The sequence below is a fragment of the Pseudomonas sp. LARHCG127 genome, assembly GCF_052871455.1.
In genome coordinates this window covers 513,328-530,080 of record NZ_JBIXJT010000002.1, presented here as the reverse complement: position 1 = coordinate 530,080, position 16,753 = coordinate 513,328, and the positions used below count along the sequence as shown (strand labels likewise).

The window sequence follows — 16,753 nt, the reverse complement described above, 5'->3', positions numbered from 1 at the left end:
AATGGCTAGGGCCTGAAACCGTTCACCGGCCCGCCTGCTCCCGTTGTCATGAACACCGCATAGATTCGATAGAGGGAGCGAGCCGACTCCGGGCGACACTCCGCCGTTGACGGCCTGCCCGACACCATGGACCTCCACCCAGCCGCCAGGAAGCCTTTATGCGTTGTCTGTTGCTCGCCTTTCTTTTGCTCGGTTCATTGCCCGTGGTTGCCCTCGACCGGTTCCAGGTCGAAGGCTATACGCTGCCCAACGGCCTGCAATTGCTGCTCAAGCCGGGCACCGAGCGCGGGCACGTGGCGATCCGGCTGGTGGTGGGCGTGGGCCTGGACGACTTCAGTTGCGCCGACAAGGAACTGCCGCACCTGCTCGAACACCTGCTGTTCAGCGGCGTCGACGAAAGCGGCGAAGGCGGCCTGGAAGAGCGCATGCAAGCCTTGGGTGGCGAGTGGAACGCGTTCACCAGCAACGCCGACACCACGTTTGTCATCGAGGCGCCGGCACGCAATCAACGCAAGGTCCTGGACCTGCTGCTGGCGCTGTTGACCCGCACCCGCATCGATGAAAAAGCCCTGGAAGCGGCCAAGCGGGTGGTGGAGCGCGAAGACGGCGGCCACTACACCCACCTGCAACGCTGGCTCGATCGCCAAGACCTGGGCCACAAGGCCAGCAATCAGTTGGCGGTTGAGTTGGGCCTGCGCTGCGCGGAACGGCCCGAGGTCCAGCGCCATACCCTCGCCCGCCTCGAACAAGTGCGCAAGGACTGGTATGCGCCGAACAACATGACGCTGATCATCGTCGGCGATCTCGACCGACTGCTGCCGGCCTACCTGGAACGCGCCTTTGGCGAGCTCGAACCGGTGGAGCCCAGTGTCCACGAGGCGCTGCCGCAGATCCGCTACAAGGCGGTCACCAAGCGCAATCTGATCCGTGGCCTGGTCGGCGACAGCGCCAAGCTGCATTGGCTGTTCCCCGAGCCGGTGCTGGACGAGCAACATGACGAGACGTTCGACCTGCTCAAGGATTACCTGGATTGGGCGCTCTACCGTCAATTGCGCCTGGCCCGCAGCCTGTCCTACGGGCCGTGGACCGAGCGCGAAGTGTTCGGCGGCGTCGGCTTCTTCAGCCTGAACGCCGACCTGTCCCGCGAGGACCTGCCCGAAGCCGAACAAGCCCTCGAAGAACTGCGCAAGACTTTGCTCAAGGATGGCCTGGACCCGGCCAGTTTCGTGCGCATCAAACGCGCGGCCATCGCCCATCAGTCCTGGGCGGTTCAAGGCAACAGCGCACTGGCCGATTACTACTGGAGCGCCCTGGGTGACTACGAAGACGGCCGCTTCGCCAACCCGGCGGTCCGCCTGCAGGGGGTGAGCCTGGAACAGGCCAACACGGCCCTGCGCGAACTGCTCAAGGACCCGGGGTATTTGCGCATCGAGAAGCCGTTGCTTAGTGATGATGAGCTTGTCTGGGGGCTGGCTGGTTTGCTGGGGTTGCTGCTGGTGGGGATTGGGTGGCGATGGAGTCGCAGGGCGCGACCGACGTCTGATTGAGCGAGCTTGCTCGCGATAACCCTCGCTCAGGAGCACTCAAATCCCGTGGCGAGGGAGCTTGCTCCCGCTCGGCTGCGCAGCAGTCGCAACCCCGGGCAATGCGGTCTGTCTGAAGAAATGCAGGGGCCTGCTTCGCAGGCCAGCGGGAGCAAGCTCCCTCGCCACAAAAGATAGCCACGGTAGGCGTCGCGCTCCTCGCCTTGTCATCGTCCTGGCGATACTCTGTCAGGGATATTTCCTACGACTTACTGTGAAACCACCGAATGCAAAACCTGACGGTCTATCTCCAGCGCATCCTTGAATTGATGAAGCGCTATCCAGGGGTCATTGCGCTCGGTGGTTTCATCTCCGGGGTCGGCAGTTTCATGCTGGTGGACCGCCAGCAGGGCCTGGCGACCTGGATCGCCATCATGATGCTGGTGAGCTGGCTCTGGCTGATGGTGGAGAACAGCATGACCCGGCTGTTCACGCGGATTTTCAAACGGGAAATCCCCCAGCCGCTGTTGCGCTATGCCACGCAGATGATTCACCAGGAAAGCCTGTTTTTTGTCCTGCCGTTCTTCTTTATCACCACCACCTGGAACAGTAGCCAGCTGCTGTTCACCGGGCTGCTGACCATCGCGGCGCTGATTTCGATCACCGATCCGCTGTACTACAAATGGCTGGCGCCCCGGCGCTGGGCGTTCCTGGCGCTGCACACGCTGACACTGTTCGCCGCCCTGCTCACCGCATTGCCGGTGATCCTGCACCTGACCACCGACCAGAGCTTCAAGCTGGCGCTGGGCACGGCCATGTTGCTGTCGTTTCCCAGCCTGGCCTCGATCTTCCCGATCCGCACCGTGCGCAACGCCCTGGCGATCTTCTGCATCACCGTGGGGATTGGGGCCGCTGGGTGGATGCTGCGCTCCTGGGTGCCACCGGCCACGCTGTGGATGACCGAAGTGGCCATCAGCACCCAGCTGGAGGACCGCACGCCGGGCGCCAGCCTCAAGCAGGTCAGCGCGGCGCAGATTCGCGGCAACGGCCTGTACGCCTACACGGCCATCAATGCGCCGCGAGGGCTCGATGAGCGGATTTATCATGTCTGGCAGTTCAACGGCAAAGAAGTCGACCGCATCGCCCTGGACATCCATGGCGGGCGCAAGGAAGGCTATCGCGCCTGGACCCACAAGCAGAACTTCCCGGAAAACTCGACCGGCAAATGGCAAGTGCGAGTGCTCACGGAAAACGGCCAGATGATCGGCGTGCTGCGTTTCGAGGTGACGGACTGAAGGTCCTTCGGACCTTATCGCGAGCAAGCTCGCTCCCACAGGGATTCGCGGCGTTCATGGCTTTGGGAGGAGCAAGCCAAGCTTGCTTGCCTTCACAGGGAATTGGCGGTGTTCATGGCTTTGGGCAGGACACTTGTCCTGTGGGAGCCGAGCTTGCTCGCGATGACGGTGTGTCAGCCAACCTCAATGCTGACTGATCCGACGCCATCGCGAGCAAGCTCGGCTCCCACAATGGCCGGGTCGTTCAGAAGCTTTGCGCCTGGCAAAAACTCCTGTGGGAGCCGAGCTTGCTCGCGATGACGGCGGCACATCCAGCAGCGCTGTCAGCTGAACCACCGCTATCGCAAGCAAACTCACTCCCACCGCTTAGCCAAAGAACCAGTAGCAAACGCCAATCGCCGCCACGACCCCGGCCAATTCCGCCAGCAGCGCGCAGCCCACGGCATGGCGCGCCCGCTGGATGCCCACGGCACCGAAATACACTGCCAGCACGTAGAACGTGGTCTCGGTGCTGCCCTGGATGGTCGCTGCCACCAGGGCCGGGAAGCTGTCCACGCCGGAGGTCTTCATGGTCTCGATCAACATGGCCCGGGCGGCGCTGCCAGAGAACGGCTTGACCATGGCGGTCGGCAAGGCATCGACGAACCGCGTGTCCAGGCCGGCCCACTGCACCAGGTGGCGGATACCGTCCAGGCCGAAATCCAGCGCGCCCGAGGCCCGCAGCACGCCGACGGCGCAGAGCATGGCCACCAGGTACGGCAGCAGGCTCTTGGCAACGTCGAACCCTTCTTTCGCGCCTTCGACAAAGGCCTCATACACCTTGACCTTGCGCAGTGAGCCCACCACTAGGAACAAGATGATCAGGCCGAACAGCGTCAGGTTGCCGAGGATCGATGACAGCCCCGCCAGCGCCGTGGCCGAGAGCGTCGCCAACAGCGCCATGAAGCCACCCAGCACCAGCGCACCCGGAATCAGGTAAGCCAGCACCACCGGGTCCCACAGGCGCAGGCGTTGCATGAACGCCACGGACAACAGCCCCATCAGGGTCGAGGCGCTGGTGGCGAGCAGGATCGGCAGGAACACCAGGGTCGGATCCGGCGCGCCTTGCTGGGCGCGGTACATGAAGATGGTCACCGGCAGCAGGGTCAGCGACGAGGCATTGAGCACCAGAAACAGAATCTGTGCGTTGCTGGCGATGGTCGGGCTGGGGTTGAGGTCTTGCAGGGCGCGCATGGCCTTGAGGCCGATGGGGGTGGCCGCGTTGTCCAGCCCCAGCCCGTTGGCGGCGAAGTTGAGGGTGATCAGGCCGATCGCCGGATGGCCGGCAGGCACTTCCGGCATCAAGCGCAAGAACAGCGGGCCGAGGGCCTTGGCCAGCCAGTCGACGATGCCGGCCTTTTCAGCGATGCGCAGGAAGCCCAGCCACAGGGTCAGGGTGCCGAACAGCAGGACCATCACCTCCACCGACAGCTTGGCCATGGCGAAAATGCTTTCCACCATGGCGGCGAATATCCCGGCGTTGCCGCCAATCAGCCACTGCGCCAGCGCCGATACGGCTGCCACGATAAAGAAGCCAAGCCACAGGCCATTGAGCATCGGTTAAGTCCCTCGGAAGATGCCGCGAATGATAGCGGGGCTGGCAGAAACGACAAACCCCGGATTGCTCCGGGGTTTGGTTGGCTTGATGTTGAATGTGCCGCCGCCATCGCGAGCAGGCTCGCTCCCACAGGGAACACTCGTCAGTGTGGGAGCGAGCCTGCTCGCGATGGCGGCCTCAAGGCAGGCATCAATTGCTGGAAGTTTCCCCCGCTGGCAACGGCTCCTTGCTGCGCCAGTGCGGCAGGGAGTTCCAGTAGCGCTGGCCCTTGGCATCGTCGTACATGCCTTCCCAACGCGCGATGACCAACACCGCCAGGGCGTTGCCAATAACGTTCAGCGCAGTACGGGCCATGTCCATGATGCGGTCGACACCGGCGATGAAGGCCAGGCCTTCCAGCGGAATGCCCACGCTGCCCAAGGTGGCCAGCAGCACCACGAACGACACGCCCGGCACGCCGGCGATGCCCTTGGACGTGACCATCAGGGTCAACACCAGCAGCAATTGCTGGCTGATGGACAGGTCGATGCCGTACAGCTGGGCGATGAAAATCGCCGCGATGCTCTGGTACAGGGTCGAGCCATCAAGGTTGAACGAATAACCGGTCGGCACCACGAAACTGCAGATGGCTTTCGGCGCACCGTAGGCTTCCATCTTCTCGATCACGCGCGGCAGCACGGTTTCGGAACTGGCGGTGGAGTAGGCCAGCACCAGCTCATCCTTGAAGATGCGCATCAGCTTGAGCACCGAGAAGCCGAACAGTCGGGCGATCAGGCCCAGCACCACGAAGGCGAAGAAGGCGATGGCGACGTAAACCAGGATCACCAGTTTCGCCAACGGCAGCAGGGAGGCGAAGCCGAAGTTGGCGACTGTCACCGCGATCAGGGCAAACACACCGATCGGGGCGTATTGCATGATCATGTGGGTGACTTTGAACATGCTCTCCGACACGCCCTGGAACATTTTCACCAGCGGCTCGCGCAGGTCCGATTGCAGGCTGGACAGGCCCAGGCCGAACAAGACGGAGAAGAAAATGATCGGCAGCATTTCGCCACGGGCGACGGCGGCAAAGATGTTCGACGGGATCAGGTTGAGGATGGTCTCGATGAACGCATGTTCATGCTGGACTTCCGCCGCCGTGGCCTGGTACTTGGAAATATCCACCGTGCCCAGGGTGCTCATGTCGATGCCAGTGCCCGGCTGGAAGAAGTTGGCCAACAGCAAGCCGACGACGATGGCAATGGTGGTGACGATTTCGAAGTAAAGGATGGTCTTGAGACCGATACGCCCGAGCTTCTTGGCATCACCCACCCCGGCGATACCGACGATCAGCGAGGAAATCACGATCGGGATCACGATCATCTTGATCAGACGGATAAAGATATCGCCCGCCGGTTGCAGCACGTTGCTGATCCACCAGGCCTTCTCGGCACTGAAATGGTTGAGCAGCGCGCCCAATGCAATCCCTAGCACCAGACCGATGAGGATCTGCCAGGCGAGGCTTAGTCGTGCCTTCTTCATATCGTTACCCTTACTTCAGTTGGACTCGGGCAGGGGCGCGAATGCTCGTCGATGACGAAAAACATTCACGCCCCTGCCCCCGTATAAGGTCACCCCGAGCGCGCGCGAGCGGCTTACTGGCAGGCGAAAAAAGGCGCAACTATTGCGATGCCAGGGGGGATCGTCTAATGCCGTAAACGCCTACCCCATGCCGAATCGGCATGAGATTTTCCAAACGAAACCCGCCTTGCAAGCGGTTCGAATGCGCCATTTGTGCAGGCATAAGTGCCGTGAAGCGGCCATTTCAGCGTAGCTGGGCTGATTCCGCCTGGGTTGGGAAACCGATGAAATGGCGACGCAACGAGGCGCAGCCCACGAGACAATTTATCTCGGCATTCTCCGATATACGGTCGGGGAAAGGGCAATAAATTGGTGGGAGGAGACAAAATGCCGCATCGCGGCCGGCGTATGACGCCAGAAGAACCCAATCGCTCTGGCTCACGCATTGTGCGACACGAAGCTCTACGCAAGTTCGCCAAGCCGTGCGGCTTTGCGAACTTGCGTCGCAGCTTTTACCTGACCCGGCCCTTTCGCAGGCACCCCTTGTGCCCGTAGGTCACTCCGACGCTCATCCGTCAGAACATCCCGGCCCCTTGGTCATGCACCGGCCCTCCTCGGGCTGTGCAGCAGGGAAAAGCAGGGCTGCTTTTCCCATTTTCAGAATCAGTACCAGTTCGGATCTTTCTTGAGTTGTTCCATCAACAGTTCTTGCATACCTTCATTGGGATTACCGAGGAAACGGTAATCGGCATGACGGGTCGGGGACTTGTCGGCGGGCAGTCCGGCAGGGACTTCCACCAACATGGCATAGGCCTCGTCCTTGTCGAAACTGAAGGCAACGATCAGACGCTGATTAAGACACGACGCCTCAAGCTCACAGAGCGGGCCCACCAAATACTTCTCGCCGTCTTCCTCGACCGCATTCATCTGTTGTTCCGACTTGCCTGAGAGGTTCATCACCCATTCCGGCAAGCGTTCTTCTTTTTTCACGACGTGCTGCCAAGTCTCGCGGTATTGCGGGTCCGCCTGCAGCACTTGGTTGACGCGCATCTGTCCGTCATTGGCAGCCATTGCCATGGCACTGCCGCCCAGCAACAGGGCGGCGGCCAGTCCTTTGAATGAAACGCTCATGGTCAGCCTCGGCCACGACGGCCAAAGAAGAAGGAAGCAATGAACATCACCAGGAACACGACAAAGAGAATCTTGGCGATGCCCGTGGCGGTGCCTGCGATACCACCGAAGCCCAGTACGGCGGCGATGATGGCAATGATCAGGAAGGTAATTGCCCAGCTCAACATGGTGATTCTCCTTACGCTTTTCTATTTAGTGAGGGTCTGGCGGTGATGGTTCCGGCGCAGTGGACGACCGGTACATCGGGTTAAAACACCCAGCGCTCTTCACGCGGCATGTCGGTCACTGGCTGAACCTGATCGACATCCATCATGCGCATGGCAGCGGACGCTTCCTTGAGGTTGCTGACGGCGCTGAAGTGGGTTTGTGGGGCGCGATGAATCGAAACTTGCGGCGCTTCGGGTTGCTGGCGCTCTTGCCAGAGCAACCATTGCTGGCCAATCACGAGCGTGACCAACAGGGCCAGGGCAGCCCACAAGCCCTGCTGGAAGTGCAGAGAAGAGAGTCGAAATTGGGCGGCGCTTTTAAATTGGGCGGCACTTTGACGATTCATCCTGAAATTCCTCCCCACCCGGGTGTGGTGATCTGGTTTGAGGCGCTCTTACGCCACGTTGACCAGAACATTGCAGCCGGCGTGCCAGGAATTTTATTGATTTAAATTCCTTTAAAATCAACGTGTTATGAAATATTTGCGAAGCATGAGGAGCGCATCCTGCACGATGGCCCGCGCGCACGTCGTGCGTATTGCACGACGGGAAGGAAAAAGGCGTTAGGTTGTTTTGGAATGGCCTGTCAGAAACAGCCGTCGGAATCAGCGATACGAACCGTCCGACCCGTAGGAAGCAGAAAAAAAGGAACTCAAATCAGGCTTTTAGGAGTCAGACATCCACAGAGGCACGCTCGGTGGGTAATATCCCCTCAGAATCGACCATGCAACTTGCCCGATTTTTCTGACACTAACCAACATCATTCATTAAAGGAGCGTAGGAAAAATGGAATCCGCCACTGAGCACCAAGGCCGCATTCTGCTGGTAGACGACGAGTCCGCCATCCTGCGTACGTTCCGTTACTGCCTGGAAGACGAAGGCTATACCGTCGCCACGGCCAACAGCGCTGCCCAAGCCGACGCACTGCTGCAACGCCAGGTGTTCGACCTGTGTTTTCTCGACCTGCGCCTGGGGGAAGACAACGGCTTGGATGTCCTGGCACAAATGCGTATCCAGGCGCCGTGGATGCGAGTGGTGATCGTCACCGCCCACTCGGCCGTCGACACCGCGGTCGATGCCATCCAGGCCGGCGCCGCCGATTACCTGGTCAAGCCTTGCAGCCCGGATCAGCTGCGCCTGGCCACCGCCAAGCAACTGGAAGTGCGCCAACTGTCGGCAAGGCTCGAAGCCTTGGAAGGCGAGGTGCGTAAACCCAAGGACGGCCTCGACTCCCACAGTCCGGCGATGAAAGTCGTGCTGGAGACCGCGCGCCAAGTGGCGAGCACCGACGCCAACATCCTGATCCTCGGCGAATCCGGCACCGGTAAAGGCGAGCTGGCTCGAGCGATCCACGGCTGGAGCAAGCGCGCGAAGAAATCCTGCGTCACCATCAATTGCCCGTCACTGACCGCCGAATTGATGGAAAGCGAGTTGTTTGGCCATAGCCGAGGGGCGTTCACCGGCGCCAGCGAAAGTACCTTGGGCCGGGTCAACCAGGCCGACGGCGGCACACTGTTTCTCGACGAGATCGGCGATTTTCCGCTGACTTTGCAACCCAAGTTGCTGCGTTTCATCCAAGACAAGGAATATGAGCGGGTAGGGGACCCGGTCACTCGCCGCGCCGATGTGCGAATTCTCGCCGCCACCAACCTCAACCTCGAAGACATGGTGCGCGACGGGCGTTTTCGCGAAGACCTGCTGTATCGCCTGAATGTCATCACCCTGCACCTGCCACCGCTGCGTGAGCGCGCCGAAGACATCCTGACCCTGGCCGATCGCTTCCTGGCCCGCTTCGTCAAGGAATACGCGCGCCCGGCCCGGGGCTTCAGCGACGAGGCGCGTGAAGCGCTGTTAGGCTATCGCTGGCCCGGCAACATCCGCGAACTGCGCAACGTGGTCGAGCGGGCCAGCATCATCTGCCCACAGGAAAAAGTCGAAATCAGTCACTTGGGCATGGCCGAGCAGCCGGTCAACAATGCGCCGCGCATCGGTGCCGCTTTGAGCCTCGATGAACTGGAAAAGGCCCACATCGGTGCAGTACTGGCCACGGCCGACACCCTCGACCAGGCGGCCAAGACCCTGGGTATCGATGCTTCCACGCTGTATCGCAAACGCAAGCAGTACAACCTGTGAGCGACACCTTATGAAACTGGCGATGAAGCTGCGCACGCGACTGTTTCTCAGCATCTCGGCGCTGATCACCGTGGCCTTGCTGGGGCTGGTGCTTGGCCTGGTCAGCGTGATGCAGATGGCCAACACCCAGGAACAATCGGTACGCGACAACTTCATCCTGCTGGACCTGGGCCTCAAGCTGCGCCAGACCCTGGGCGATCAGTTGATAATCATGCTCGACGACAAGCCCGACCTGGCTGCGCTGGAGGCATCCAAGCAGCAATACCTGGCGTTGATCGACGAGGGGATTGCCCACGAACGGAAACTGGACGATGCAGCGGTCAGCTTCAGCCGGGCCAAGGCCGACTATGTCGAGTTTCTCGAGGCTTTCACCGCGGCTCGCCAGCAGGCGAGCCAGCTCACCGGCATCAAGGCGCTCACCGAGAAATTCAACGTGCTGCGTAACGGGTTGATCGAGGGTTATCGCGAGGCCTTGAGCAACATCAGTGAAACCCAGGACCGCGCCCGGAAACGTGCGTTGTGGATTTCCGGGCTGCTGGGCCTGGTCGGGCTGGCGGTGCTGATCATCGGCTTTATCACGGCCCACGGCATTGCCCGGCGTTTCGGCGCGCCGATCGAGGCGCTGGCCGCGGCGGCGGATGACATCGGCCAGGGCAATTTCGAGGTCACGCTGCCCATTTCTTCCGCCGCGGAGTTGAATCTGCTGACCCGTCGTTTCGGGGTCATGGCCCAGGCACTGCGCGAACACCAGGCCACCAATGTCGATGAACTGCTCGCCGGCCAGCAACGTTTGCAAGCCGTGCTCGACAGCATCGACGACGGCTTGCTGATGATTGACCGCCAAGGCCAGCTGGAACACCTCAACCCGGTGGCCCAGCGCCAATTGGGCTGGGATGAGGCGCGCCTGGGCCAAGGGCTGGGCGAGGCCTTGGGACGCCTGGAACTGGATGAAGAATTGCACCTGGTATTGCGCGGTGGAACCCTGGAGCGCGCGCCGGAAGACCTGAGCATCGAGGTCGACGGCGAGTCGCGGGTGCTGACCTACAGCCTCACGCCGGTCAGTCATACCCAGGGCCACATCCTCGGCGCGGTCATGGTGCTGCATGACGTCACCGAACAGCGCGCCTTCGAACGGGTGCGCAGCGAGTTCGTCCTGCGTGCCTCCCACGAGCTGCGCACGCCGGTGACGGGCATGCACATGGCATTCGGCCTGTTGCAGGAACGCTTGCACTTCCCGCCGGAGTCCCGCGAGGCGGACCTGCTTAACACCGTCACGGAAGAAATGCAGCGGCTGATGCAACTGATCAATGACCTGCTGAATTTCTCTCGCTACCAGAACGGCCTGCAAAAGCTGACCCTGGCGCCTTGCTCCATCGACGACCTGCTGGAGGATGCCCGGTTGCGGTTCGCCGAACAGGCCCACGCCAAGGGTATCGAGCTGCTCGTGGCCATCCAGGGTCCGTTGCCACGGCTGCATGCCGACGCCGGGCAGCTGGATCGCGTGCTCGACAACCTGATCGACAACGCCATGCGCCACACCGGCGAAGACGGCCAGATCCGCTTGCAGGCCCGACGCCATGGCGAGCGGGTGATCATCAGCGTGGAAGACAACGGTGAAGGCATTGCCTACGGCCAACAGGGACGGATCTTCGAGCCTTTCGTCCAAGTCGGACGCAAGAAGGGTGGCGCCGGCCTCGGCCTGGCCCTGTGCAAGGAAATCGTCCAGCTCCACGGCGGCCGCATGGGCGTGTATTCCAGGCCGGGGCAGGGCACGCAGTTCTACATGGCGCTGACGGTCTGACTCACGGCTTAGGCTTCATCATCAAGGCGACGTCCGCGCAGGCGTCGGCCGCGGGTAATCAATTCGATGAGCTGCACCGCGCTAAGGGCATGGGCGAACAGCCAGCCCTGGCCGAACCTCACCCCTTCGCTGCTCAAATAGGAGGCTTGGGCTTCATGCTCGATGCCTTCGGCGATCACTTTGAGTTCCAGGGCGTGGGCCATGCGAATGATGTGCGGGGCCACACCGCTGCTGGCGGCGTCGTGGCCCAAGGCGTCGATGAAAGCCTTGTCGATTTTCAGGCAGTCCACCGGCAGAGTCTGCAGGTAGGCCAGGCTGCAATAACCGGTGCCAAAATCGTCGATCAGCACCTGATGCCCGACATCACGCAGCGATTGCAGGTTATCCCGGGCGACCAACACATCGATCAGTCCGCGCTCGGTCACCTCGAAAGCTATCTGGTTCGCCGAGACCCGATGCAGGGCTAACAGGCGCGCGATGACTTCACCTATACGCGGCACCATTACATCGCAGGCCGCCAGGTTCACCGAGATATACAGCTGCGGATTGGCCCGCAACAGCTGGCCCAATTGGTCGAACAGCCGCTGCAGCACGAAATCGGTGATCTGGCGGATCTGCCCGGTGTTCTCGGCCATCGGGATAAACAAGTCCGGGCTGGTCAGGGTGCCGTCCGGTCGTCGCCAGCGCAGCAAGGCTTCGGCGCCGACGCAGTTGCGGCTGTCGAGGTCGAAAATCGGCTGGTACAACACCTGTAGTTCACCGCGCCGAATGGCCCCGTGCAGTTCGGCATCCATGGACTGGCGGTGGCGTGCCAGCAGAAACACCTGGAAACCAATCCCCAGGCCCAGCACCAGGCTGACGGGCAACATCCACCAAGCATAGGGCGGAACCTTGAAACCGTTGCGCTGGGCAATCAGCACTAGCTGATATTCCGGGCTGTCGGTGGGCATCCGATAGATCAATCGGGTCTGCGTCACCTGCAGGGCATTTTGGCTTTTCGGCGGCCAAGGCTCCGCAGGTGGCCAGCGTTGTTGGGTGCCCAACACGGGAATGGCTCGCTCGCCATGATCCAGGACCACTAGCAAGCTGCTGCCGGGTGGCAGGTCGACCACGTCGGCCAGATGTCCACGGGAGGTCGCGACGCGGAAATTGCCGCGCCCTAGCATCAACGCCGCGCGGTCTTCATCGGGTTCGGTGGTGGTATTGAGCCAATAACTGTAGGTCGGGCCCCGGAGGTCGGGCGGGCGGGTCACCGACAATCCACTCGGGCGCGGGCGATTGGTACAAACGCCGCTGCCATCGATGTACACCGCTTCATAAACGAAACGGTAGTTGAAGCTGACCTCGCGCAAGGTCGCGATCATGTCATCGTCGCAGCCGCGCAAGGGCTGGTTTTGCAGGTCGTCGAGGCTTTCACGCAGCTGCCCGAAGAGCTGTTCCAGGCGGAGCAGGAAGCGCTCGCCCTGGGCATTCATCTGGTCGCTTTCACGCTGCTGGATCTGCTGCACGACCACGAACAGACTGCCCGCCAGCAGCAGGACGGTACTCAAGGCAGCCGCTATCATCGCCAGGAAAAAGGGGCGATGGAGCCAGCTCTGTAGGTTTTCGCGGGCAGCCGTCATCATCGGTAATCCGAAAGTTACCAATGAGTTATAGCCTCTGATTTGGATTTGGCCCGATTCGTCGGACGGGCGTCATTATTTTGTCTGGTTGAGCACCTGCAGAATCGCCGCGCTTTGCGCGTCCGGTGTGCCGTCGAAGCGGGTCGGACGGTAGTGCATCTGGAAGGCGGCCAGCACCTGCTGGGTGGCCACGTCCCATTCGCCGGTCCGGGGCGTTGGGTAGCCCAGGCGGGCCAGTTCGGCCTGGAACCAGCTGGCGGGCGGTAGCTGTGCTGCGAAGAGCACCTGCTGGCGCGCGACGGCCTGCTCGTCCGGCCATACTCCCAAGCCCGCCTGCGCCAGGCGCTTCCAAGGGAACAATGGCCCCGGATCGAGCTTGCGCAGGGGCGCGATGTCGCTGTGGCCGATAATGCTGCGCGGGTTGAGCCCGTTGCGCTTCAGGATGTCCTTGAGCAACACGGTCAGCGCTTGGACCTGGGCTTCGCTGTAGGGATACCAGAGACGCCCGGTGGGCGTGTCGATGAAACCCGGATTGACGATTTCGATGCCAATGGAACTGGAATTGAGCCAGGTCCGACCTTCCCATTCACTTTCCCCGGCGTGCCAGGCACGTCGGCTTTCATCCACCAACTTGTAGATGGTTGCGTCCTTATCGTCGCCAATCAGGTAATGGGCACTGACTTCGCCGTGGGTCAGCAGGGCCAGGGAACGTTCCAGGGAAGCCGAGGTGTAGTGCACCACCACGAATTGGATGCGGTTGTCATGGTTGACGGAAGGGTGACTGGTGTCGAACCGCGGGCCGCTGGTGCAGCCGGCCAGGACAATTAAAGCAACGATGAGCGAAAGAAATTTCATGGCGGAAGGCATTACGTGCTGGAAGTAATGCAACAGTGTAACGTATCGCCCCGCGATGATCCGGTGCGCGGGACGATAATAAACAAATTGGAACAATTAGCCCTCAGCCCCACTCCACGCGGTTGCGCCCGGCATTTTTCGCCCGGTAGAGCGCCTGATCGGCTCTTTTAAGCACTGAATCGCTGTGTTCGCCCGGCTTGAAGGCCGTCATGCCCACCGATACCGTCACGGTCACCGGCTCGCCCTTGAAATGGAATGGGCAAGCTTCGATGGCCAGGCGCAGCGCCTCGGCCAGCTTGGCGCCAGCGGCCAGGGGCGTATCCGGCACCAGCAGGACAAACTCTTCGCCACCGAAACGTGCAATGAAATCGCCGCCACGCAGGCGCTTGCGCAGGACTGAAGCGATCAATTTCAACACCCGGTCGCCGGCCAGATGGCCGTAGTTGTCATTGATGCGCTTGAAATGATCGAGGTCGAGCATGGCCAGCAGCAAGCTATTGCCGTGTTGCTGCCACTGGCCAACTTCATGTTCCAGCCGCTCGGACCAGGCAGCACGGTTGGGCAACCCGGTGAGCGGATCGACCAGCGCTTTTTGCCGTTGCTCTTCGAGATTTTCCCGCACGACCTGGGCATCCTGCTCCATCAGCGCGACACGATCGGCCAGGCTTTTCAGGCGCGTCGAAACTTCCTGCTCGCGCTGATCCCGTTGTTGGCGGTGTTGGTCCATTGTGCCGAGCAAGCCTTCGAGATGATTCTCCAGCACCTGCTTGAGGCCTTCCAGGTCATCGGCTTGTTGCACGCTGCTTTGCAGCCCGTCCACCTGTTCGCGAATCTGGGTGTCCATTTCCCGGGAGGCCGACAGGTTGTCGGCGTGGTCTTCACTGGCGGCTTGCAGGCTGCTCTGGAAGGACTCCAGCCGATCATTGAGGCGCTGCAAGTACGCTTCGAATTCATGCTGGCCGGTGTCGGTGATGGCCAGCATCAATACCGCCAGATCATCGAGGATCGGCAGCAGTTCGTACCAGTTCAGCCCATTTCGCAGCCGCTCACGCATGGCTTCGGCTTGTGGGCGATGGCGTTCGGGCAAGGTCAGGTCGCCCAACAGGCCCAACAAGGTGTCTTCAATGTGTTTGGCGACCGAGCTGTAGGACGGTTCCGGCGAGTCGGGAAGGGCGTACTGGGCGTCTACGATATCGGCGGCGGCCAGGGGTTCGTCGGGCTCGACTTCTGTTGGCGGCGACGAGGGGGCGGGGAAGGCCTGAGGCTCCTCCTCGGGCATCAGCTCGTCGGGATTCTCCGGGCTGGACGCCGCTACCGGGAGCTCGTGGGCGACCGGTGGTTGCGGCGGGGCGGGCTCGGTTGCTTCGTCCAGCTCGCTGGTTGGCTGAATCACTTCGGCGACGGGTGTCGGAGTGGGGGACGCCGCGACGTGGATCTGCGGCGCAACCGGGCCGACCGGTTCGGGCGTCGCCTCGGGTGCTTGCTCCGCGACCAATGGCTGCGGTGCTGGCCCTGGTGCGACGGAGGCTGCATCATCTGCCGGCCCAACGGCTACCGGCAGAGTCGTTTCTGACGCAGGCGCCACGCTGGCCTGGGCGGGCTCGTGGGGCTGCGGCGCCGATTCCTCATGGCCTTGGCCGCCAAACAGCCGTTGCAGCAGACCGGGTCGATTCGGTTCGACAGGGGCGTCCAAGGCGCTCAGTGCCTTGCCTTGCAAACCGCTCAGTTCGCTGAGCAGCAGCGGAATCTCCCGGGCCTGGCCGGCCCGGTCCTCCAGTTGCTTGGCAAACTTCTTCAGCGGCCGGCTGACTTCTTTGGGCAACGGCAGCCTCTGCAACTGGGCGACCAGGGCCGTCAACGCAGCGCTCGTCTGCTCGACCCGGGTTTCGCGGCGTTGCTCGGAATCGAGTACGGCTTTCTCCAGGCGCGGCAGCAGGGCAGCGAGGCCGGCATCCATGTCATCGGTGCGCACCACCTCGCGCATCTCTTTCATGCATTGATCGACAGCCCGGTCAGTGCCCTCGGCGGCCAGGGTGCTGCGTACCAGGCCACGACGCAGCAAGTCGAGCCGAGCATCCCAGCGGCGCTCGAGCTTTTCCTGCTGTTCGATGCTCTTGAGGTATTTCTCTCTCCAACGTTCGGCGTCGTCGCTCATTCATTCGGATCCGCGAGGGCAGTACTCAGCGCGGGGAATGCATCGGCCGTGAGCGAACCCGGCAAACGAATGTCTACCGCGACCGGCAGGTGATCGGAAATGGGTTGGGCCAGCACCTCGACGCGTTCGAGGGTCAGGGTCGGGCTCAATAGAATATGGTCCAGGCAGCGCTGTGGGCGCCAGCTGGGGAATGTCGCTTCCAGTTGCGGGGCGAGCAAGCCGAGATCGCGCAAGGGCGAGGTCTGCAGCAAGTCAGTGGCGTGAGTGTTCATGTCACCCATCAGGATCTGATGTTTGTAGCCGCCGATCAGCTCGCGAATATAGGCCAGCTGCATTGTCCGGGTACGCGCCCCGAGGGCCAAATGCATCATGACCACGACCAGCGCCTCCGGCCCTTCGCCGAAACGCGCCAGGATCGCCCCGCGGCCCTTGGGGCCCGGCAGCGGATGATCTTCGATCGCCCACGGGCGCAGGCGACTCAACACGCCATTGCTGTGCTGGCCGAGGCGTCCGAGGTTGCGATTGAGTTGCTGGTACCAGTAGGGAAAAGCGCCCAGTTGGGCCAGGTGTTCCACCTGATTGACGTAGCCTGAGCGCAAGCTTCCGCCGTCGGCCTCTTGCAAGGCCACCAGGTCGAAGTCCTTGAGCAGGTCGCCGATTTTCTGCAGGTTGCCGGCACGCCCGGTGTGCGGCAGCAAATGTTGCCAGCCGCGGGTCAGGTAATGCCGGTAGCGTTCGGTGCTGATGCCCACCTGGATATTGAAGCTGAGCAGCCGCAAGCGGCTGTCGCCAGGCAGGCCCGTGGACGTGACATGATGCTCGTTGACCCGTGGTTCATGCAGGCCAACGATGCGTTCGGTACTCCAGCGGGCCAT

Annotated in this window: 13 protein-coding genes; 4 read left to right on the top strand and 9 right to left on the bottom strand. The window is 61.8% G+C overall.

What is annotated here, in order from left to right; translation table 11 throughout:
* Positions 1-158: 158 nt before the first annotated feature.
* Together ACIPQ1_RS05755 and ACIPQ1_RS05750 are read left to right on the top strand one after the other, a co-directional pair.
* On the top strand, positions 159-1,547 hold the full coding sequence (locus ACIPQ1_RS05755; protein WP_411386070.1) for a M16 family metallopeptidase: 1,389 nt from the start codon (positions 159-161) through the stop codon (positions 1,545-1,547).
* A gap of 263 nt (positions 1,548-1,810) precedes the next feature.
* Complete coding sequence (locus tag ACIPQ1_RS05750) at positions 1,811-2,818, top strand: DUF5924 family protein (RefSeq protein ID WP_446533731.1); 1,008 nt, start codon at positions 1,811-1,813, stop codon at positions 2,816-2,818.
* Between the two features lie 366 nt (positions 2,819-3,184).
* Here the strand turns inward: ACIPQ1_RS05750 and ACIPQ1_RS05745 are convergent, their stop codons facing one another.
* From ACIPQ1_RS05745 to ACIPQ1_RS05725, 5 genes are all read right to left on the bottom strand, one after another.
* Complete coding sequence (locus ACIPQ1_RS05745) at positions 3,185-4,414, bottom strand: nucleoside recognition domain-containing protein (RefSeq protein ID WP_411386069.1); 1,230 nt, start codon at positions 4,412-4,414, stop codon at positions 3,185-3,187.
* A gap of 190 nt (positions 4,415-4,604) precedes the next feature.
* Positions 4,605-5,936, bottom strand: a complete 1,332-nt coding sequence (gene gltP / locus ACIPQ1_RS05740) for a glutamate/aspartate:proton symporter GltP (RefSeq protein WP_250961562.1) — start codon at positions 5,934-5,936, stop codon at positions 4,605-4,607.
* A 702-nt stretch (positions 5,937-6,638) separates the two neighbouring features.
* A complete protein-coding gene (locus ACIPQ1_RS05735; protein WP_250961563.1) occupies positions 6,639-7,106 on the bottom strand; it encodes an inhibitor of vertebrate lysozyme family protein in 468 nt (155 codons plus the stop codon).
* A gap of 2 nt (positions 7,107-7,108) precedes the next feature.
* Positions 7,109-7,273, bottom strand: a complete 165-nt coding sequence (locus ACIPQ1_RS05730; RefSeq protein WP_003177151.1) for a DUF1328 domain-containing protein — start codon at positions 7,271-7,273, stop codon at positions 7,109-7,111.
* A gap of 80 nt (positions 7,274-7,353) precedes the next feature.
* Positions 7,354-7,659: a hypothetical protein gene (locus tag ACIPQ1_RS05725; RefSeq protein WP_250961564.1), complete on the bottom strand. Its 306-nt coding sequence runs from the start codon at positions 7,657-7,659 to the stop codon at positions 7,354-7,356.
* 439 nt (positions 7,660-8,098) lie between these two features.
* On the opposite strand from ACIPQ1_RS05725, the gene algB reads away from it, so the two are divergent.
* Together algB and ACIPQ1_RS05715 are read left to right on the top strand one after the other, a co-directional pair.
* Positions 8,099-9,445: a sigma-54-dependent response regulator transcription factor AlgB gene (gene algB, locus ACIPQ1_RS05720; protein WP_003177149.1), complete on the top strand. Its 1,347-nt coding sequence runs from the start codon at positions 8,099-8,101 to the stop codon at positions 9,443-9,445.
* 10 nt (positions 9,446-9,455) lie between these two features.
* Complete coding sequence (locus tag ACIPQ1_RS05715) at positions 9,456-11,246, top strand: ATP-binding protein (RefSeq protein WP_411386067.1); 1,791 nt, start codon at positions 9,456-9,458, stop codon at positions 11,244-11,246.
* A gap of 8 nt (positions 11,247-11,254) precedes the next feature.
* Here the strand turns inward: ACIPQ1_RS05715 and ACIPQ1_RS05710 are convergent, their stop codons facing one another.
* The 4 genes from ACIPQ1_RS05710 to ACIPQ1_RS05695 all read right to left on the bottom strand — a co-directional run bounded on the left by ACIPQ1_RS05710 (position 11,255) and on the right by ACIPQ1_RS05695 (position 16,753).
* A complete protein-coding gene (locus tag ACIPQ1_RS05710; RefSeq protein WP_411386066.1) occupies positions 11,255-12,868 on the bottom strand; it encodes an EAL domain-containing protein in 1,614 nt (537 codons plus the stop codon).
* 75 nt (positions 12,869-12,943) lie between these two features.
* Entirely contained in the window at positions 12,944-13,723 is a 780-nt protein-coding gene (locus tag ACIPQ1_RS05705; RefSeq protein ID WP_411386065.1) for an N-acetylmuramoyl-L-alanine amidase, read from the bottom strand.
* Positions 13,724-13,826: 103 nt separating this feature from the next.
* Positions 13,827-15,878 carry a diguanylate cyclase gene (locus ACIPQ1_RS05700; RefSeq protein WP_446533730.1) on the bottom strand — a complete coding sequence of 684 codons (2,052 nt, stop codon included), beginning with the start codon at positions 15,876-15,878 and terminating at the stop codon, positions 13,827-13,829.
* On the bottom strand, positions 15,875-16,753 hold the full coding sequence (locus ACIPQ1_RS05695) for an endonuclease/exonuclease/phosphatase family protein (RefSeq protein WP_250961570.1): 879 nt from the start codon (positions 16,751-16,753) through the stop codon (positions 15,875-15,877). The genes ACIPQ1_RS05700 and ACIPQ1_RS05695 overlap by 4 nt, the downstream gene beginning before the upstream one ends.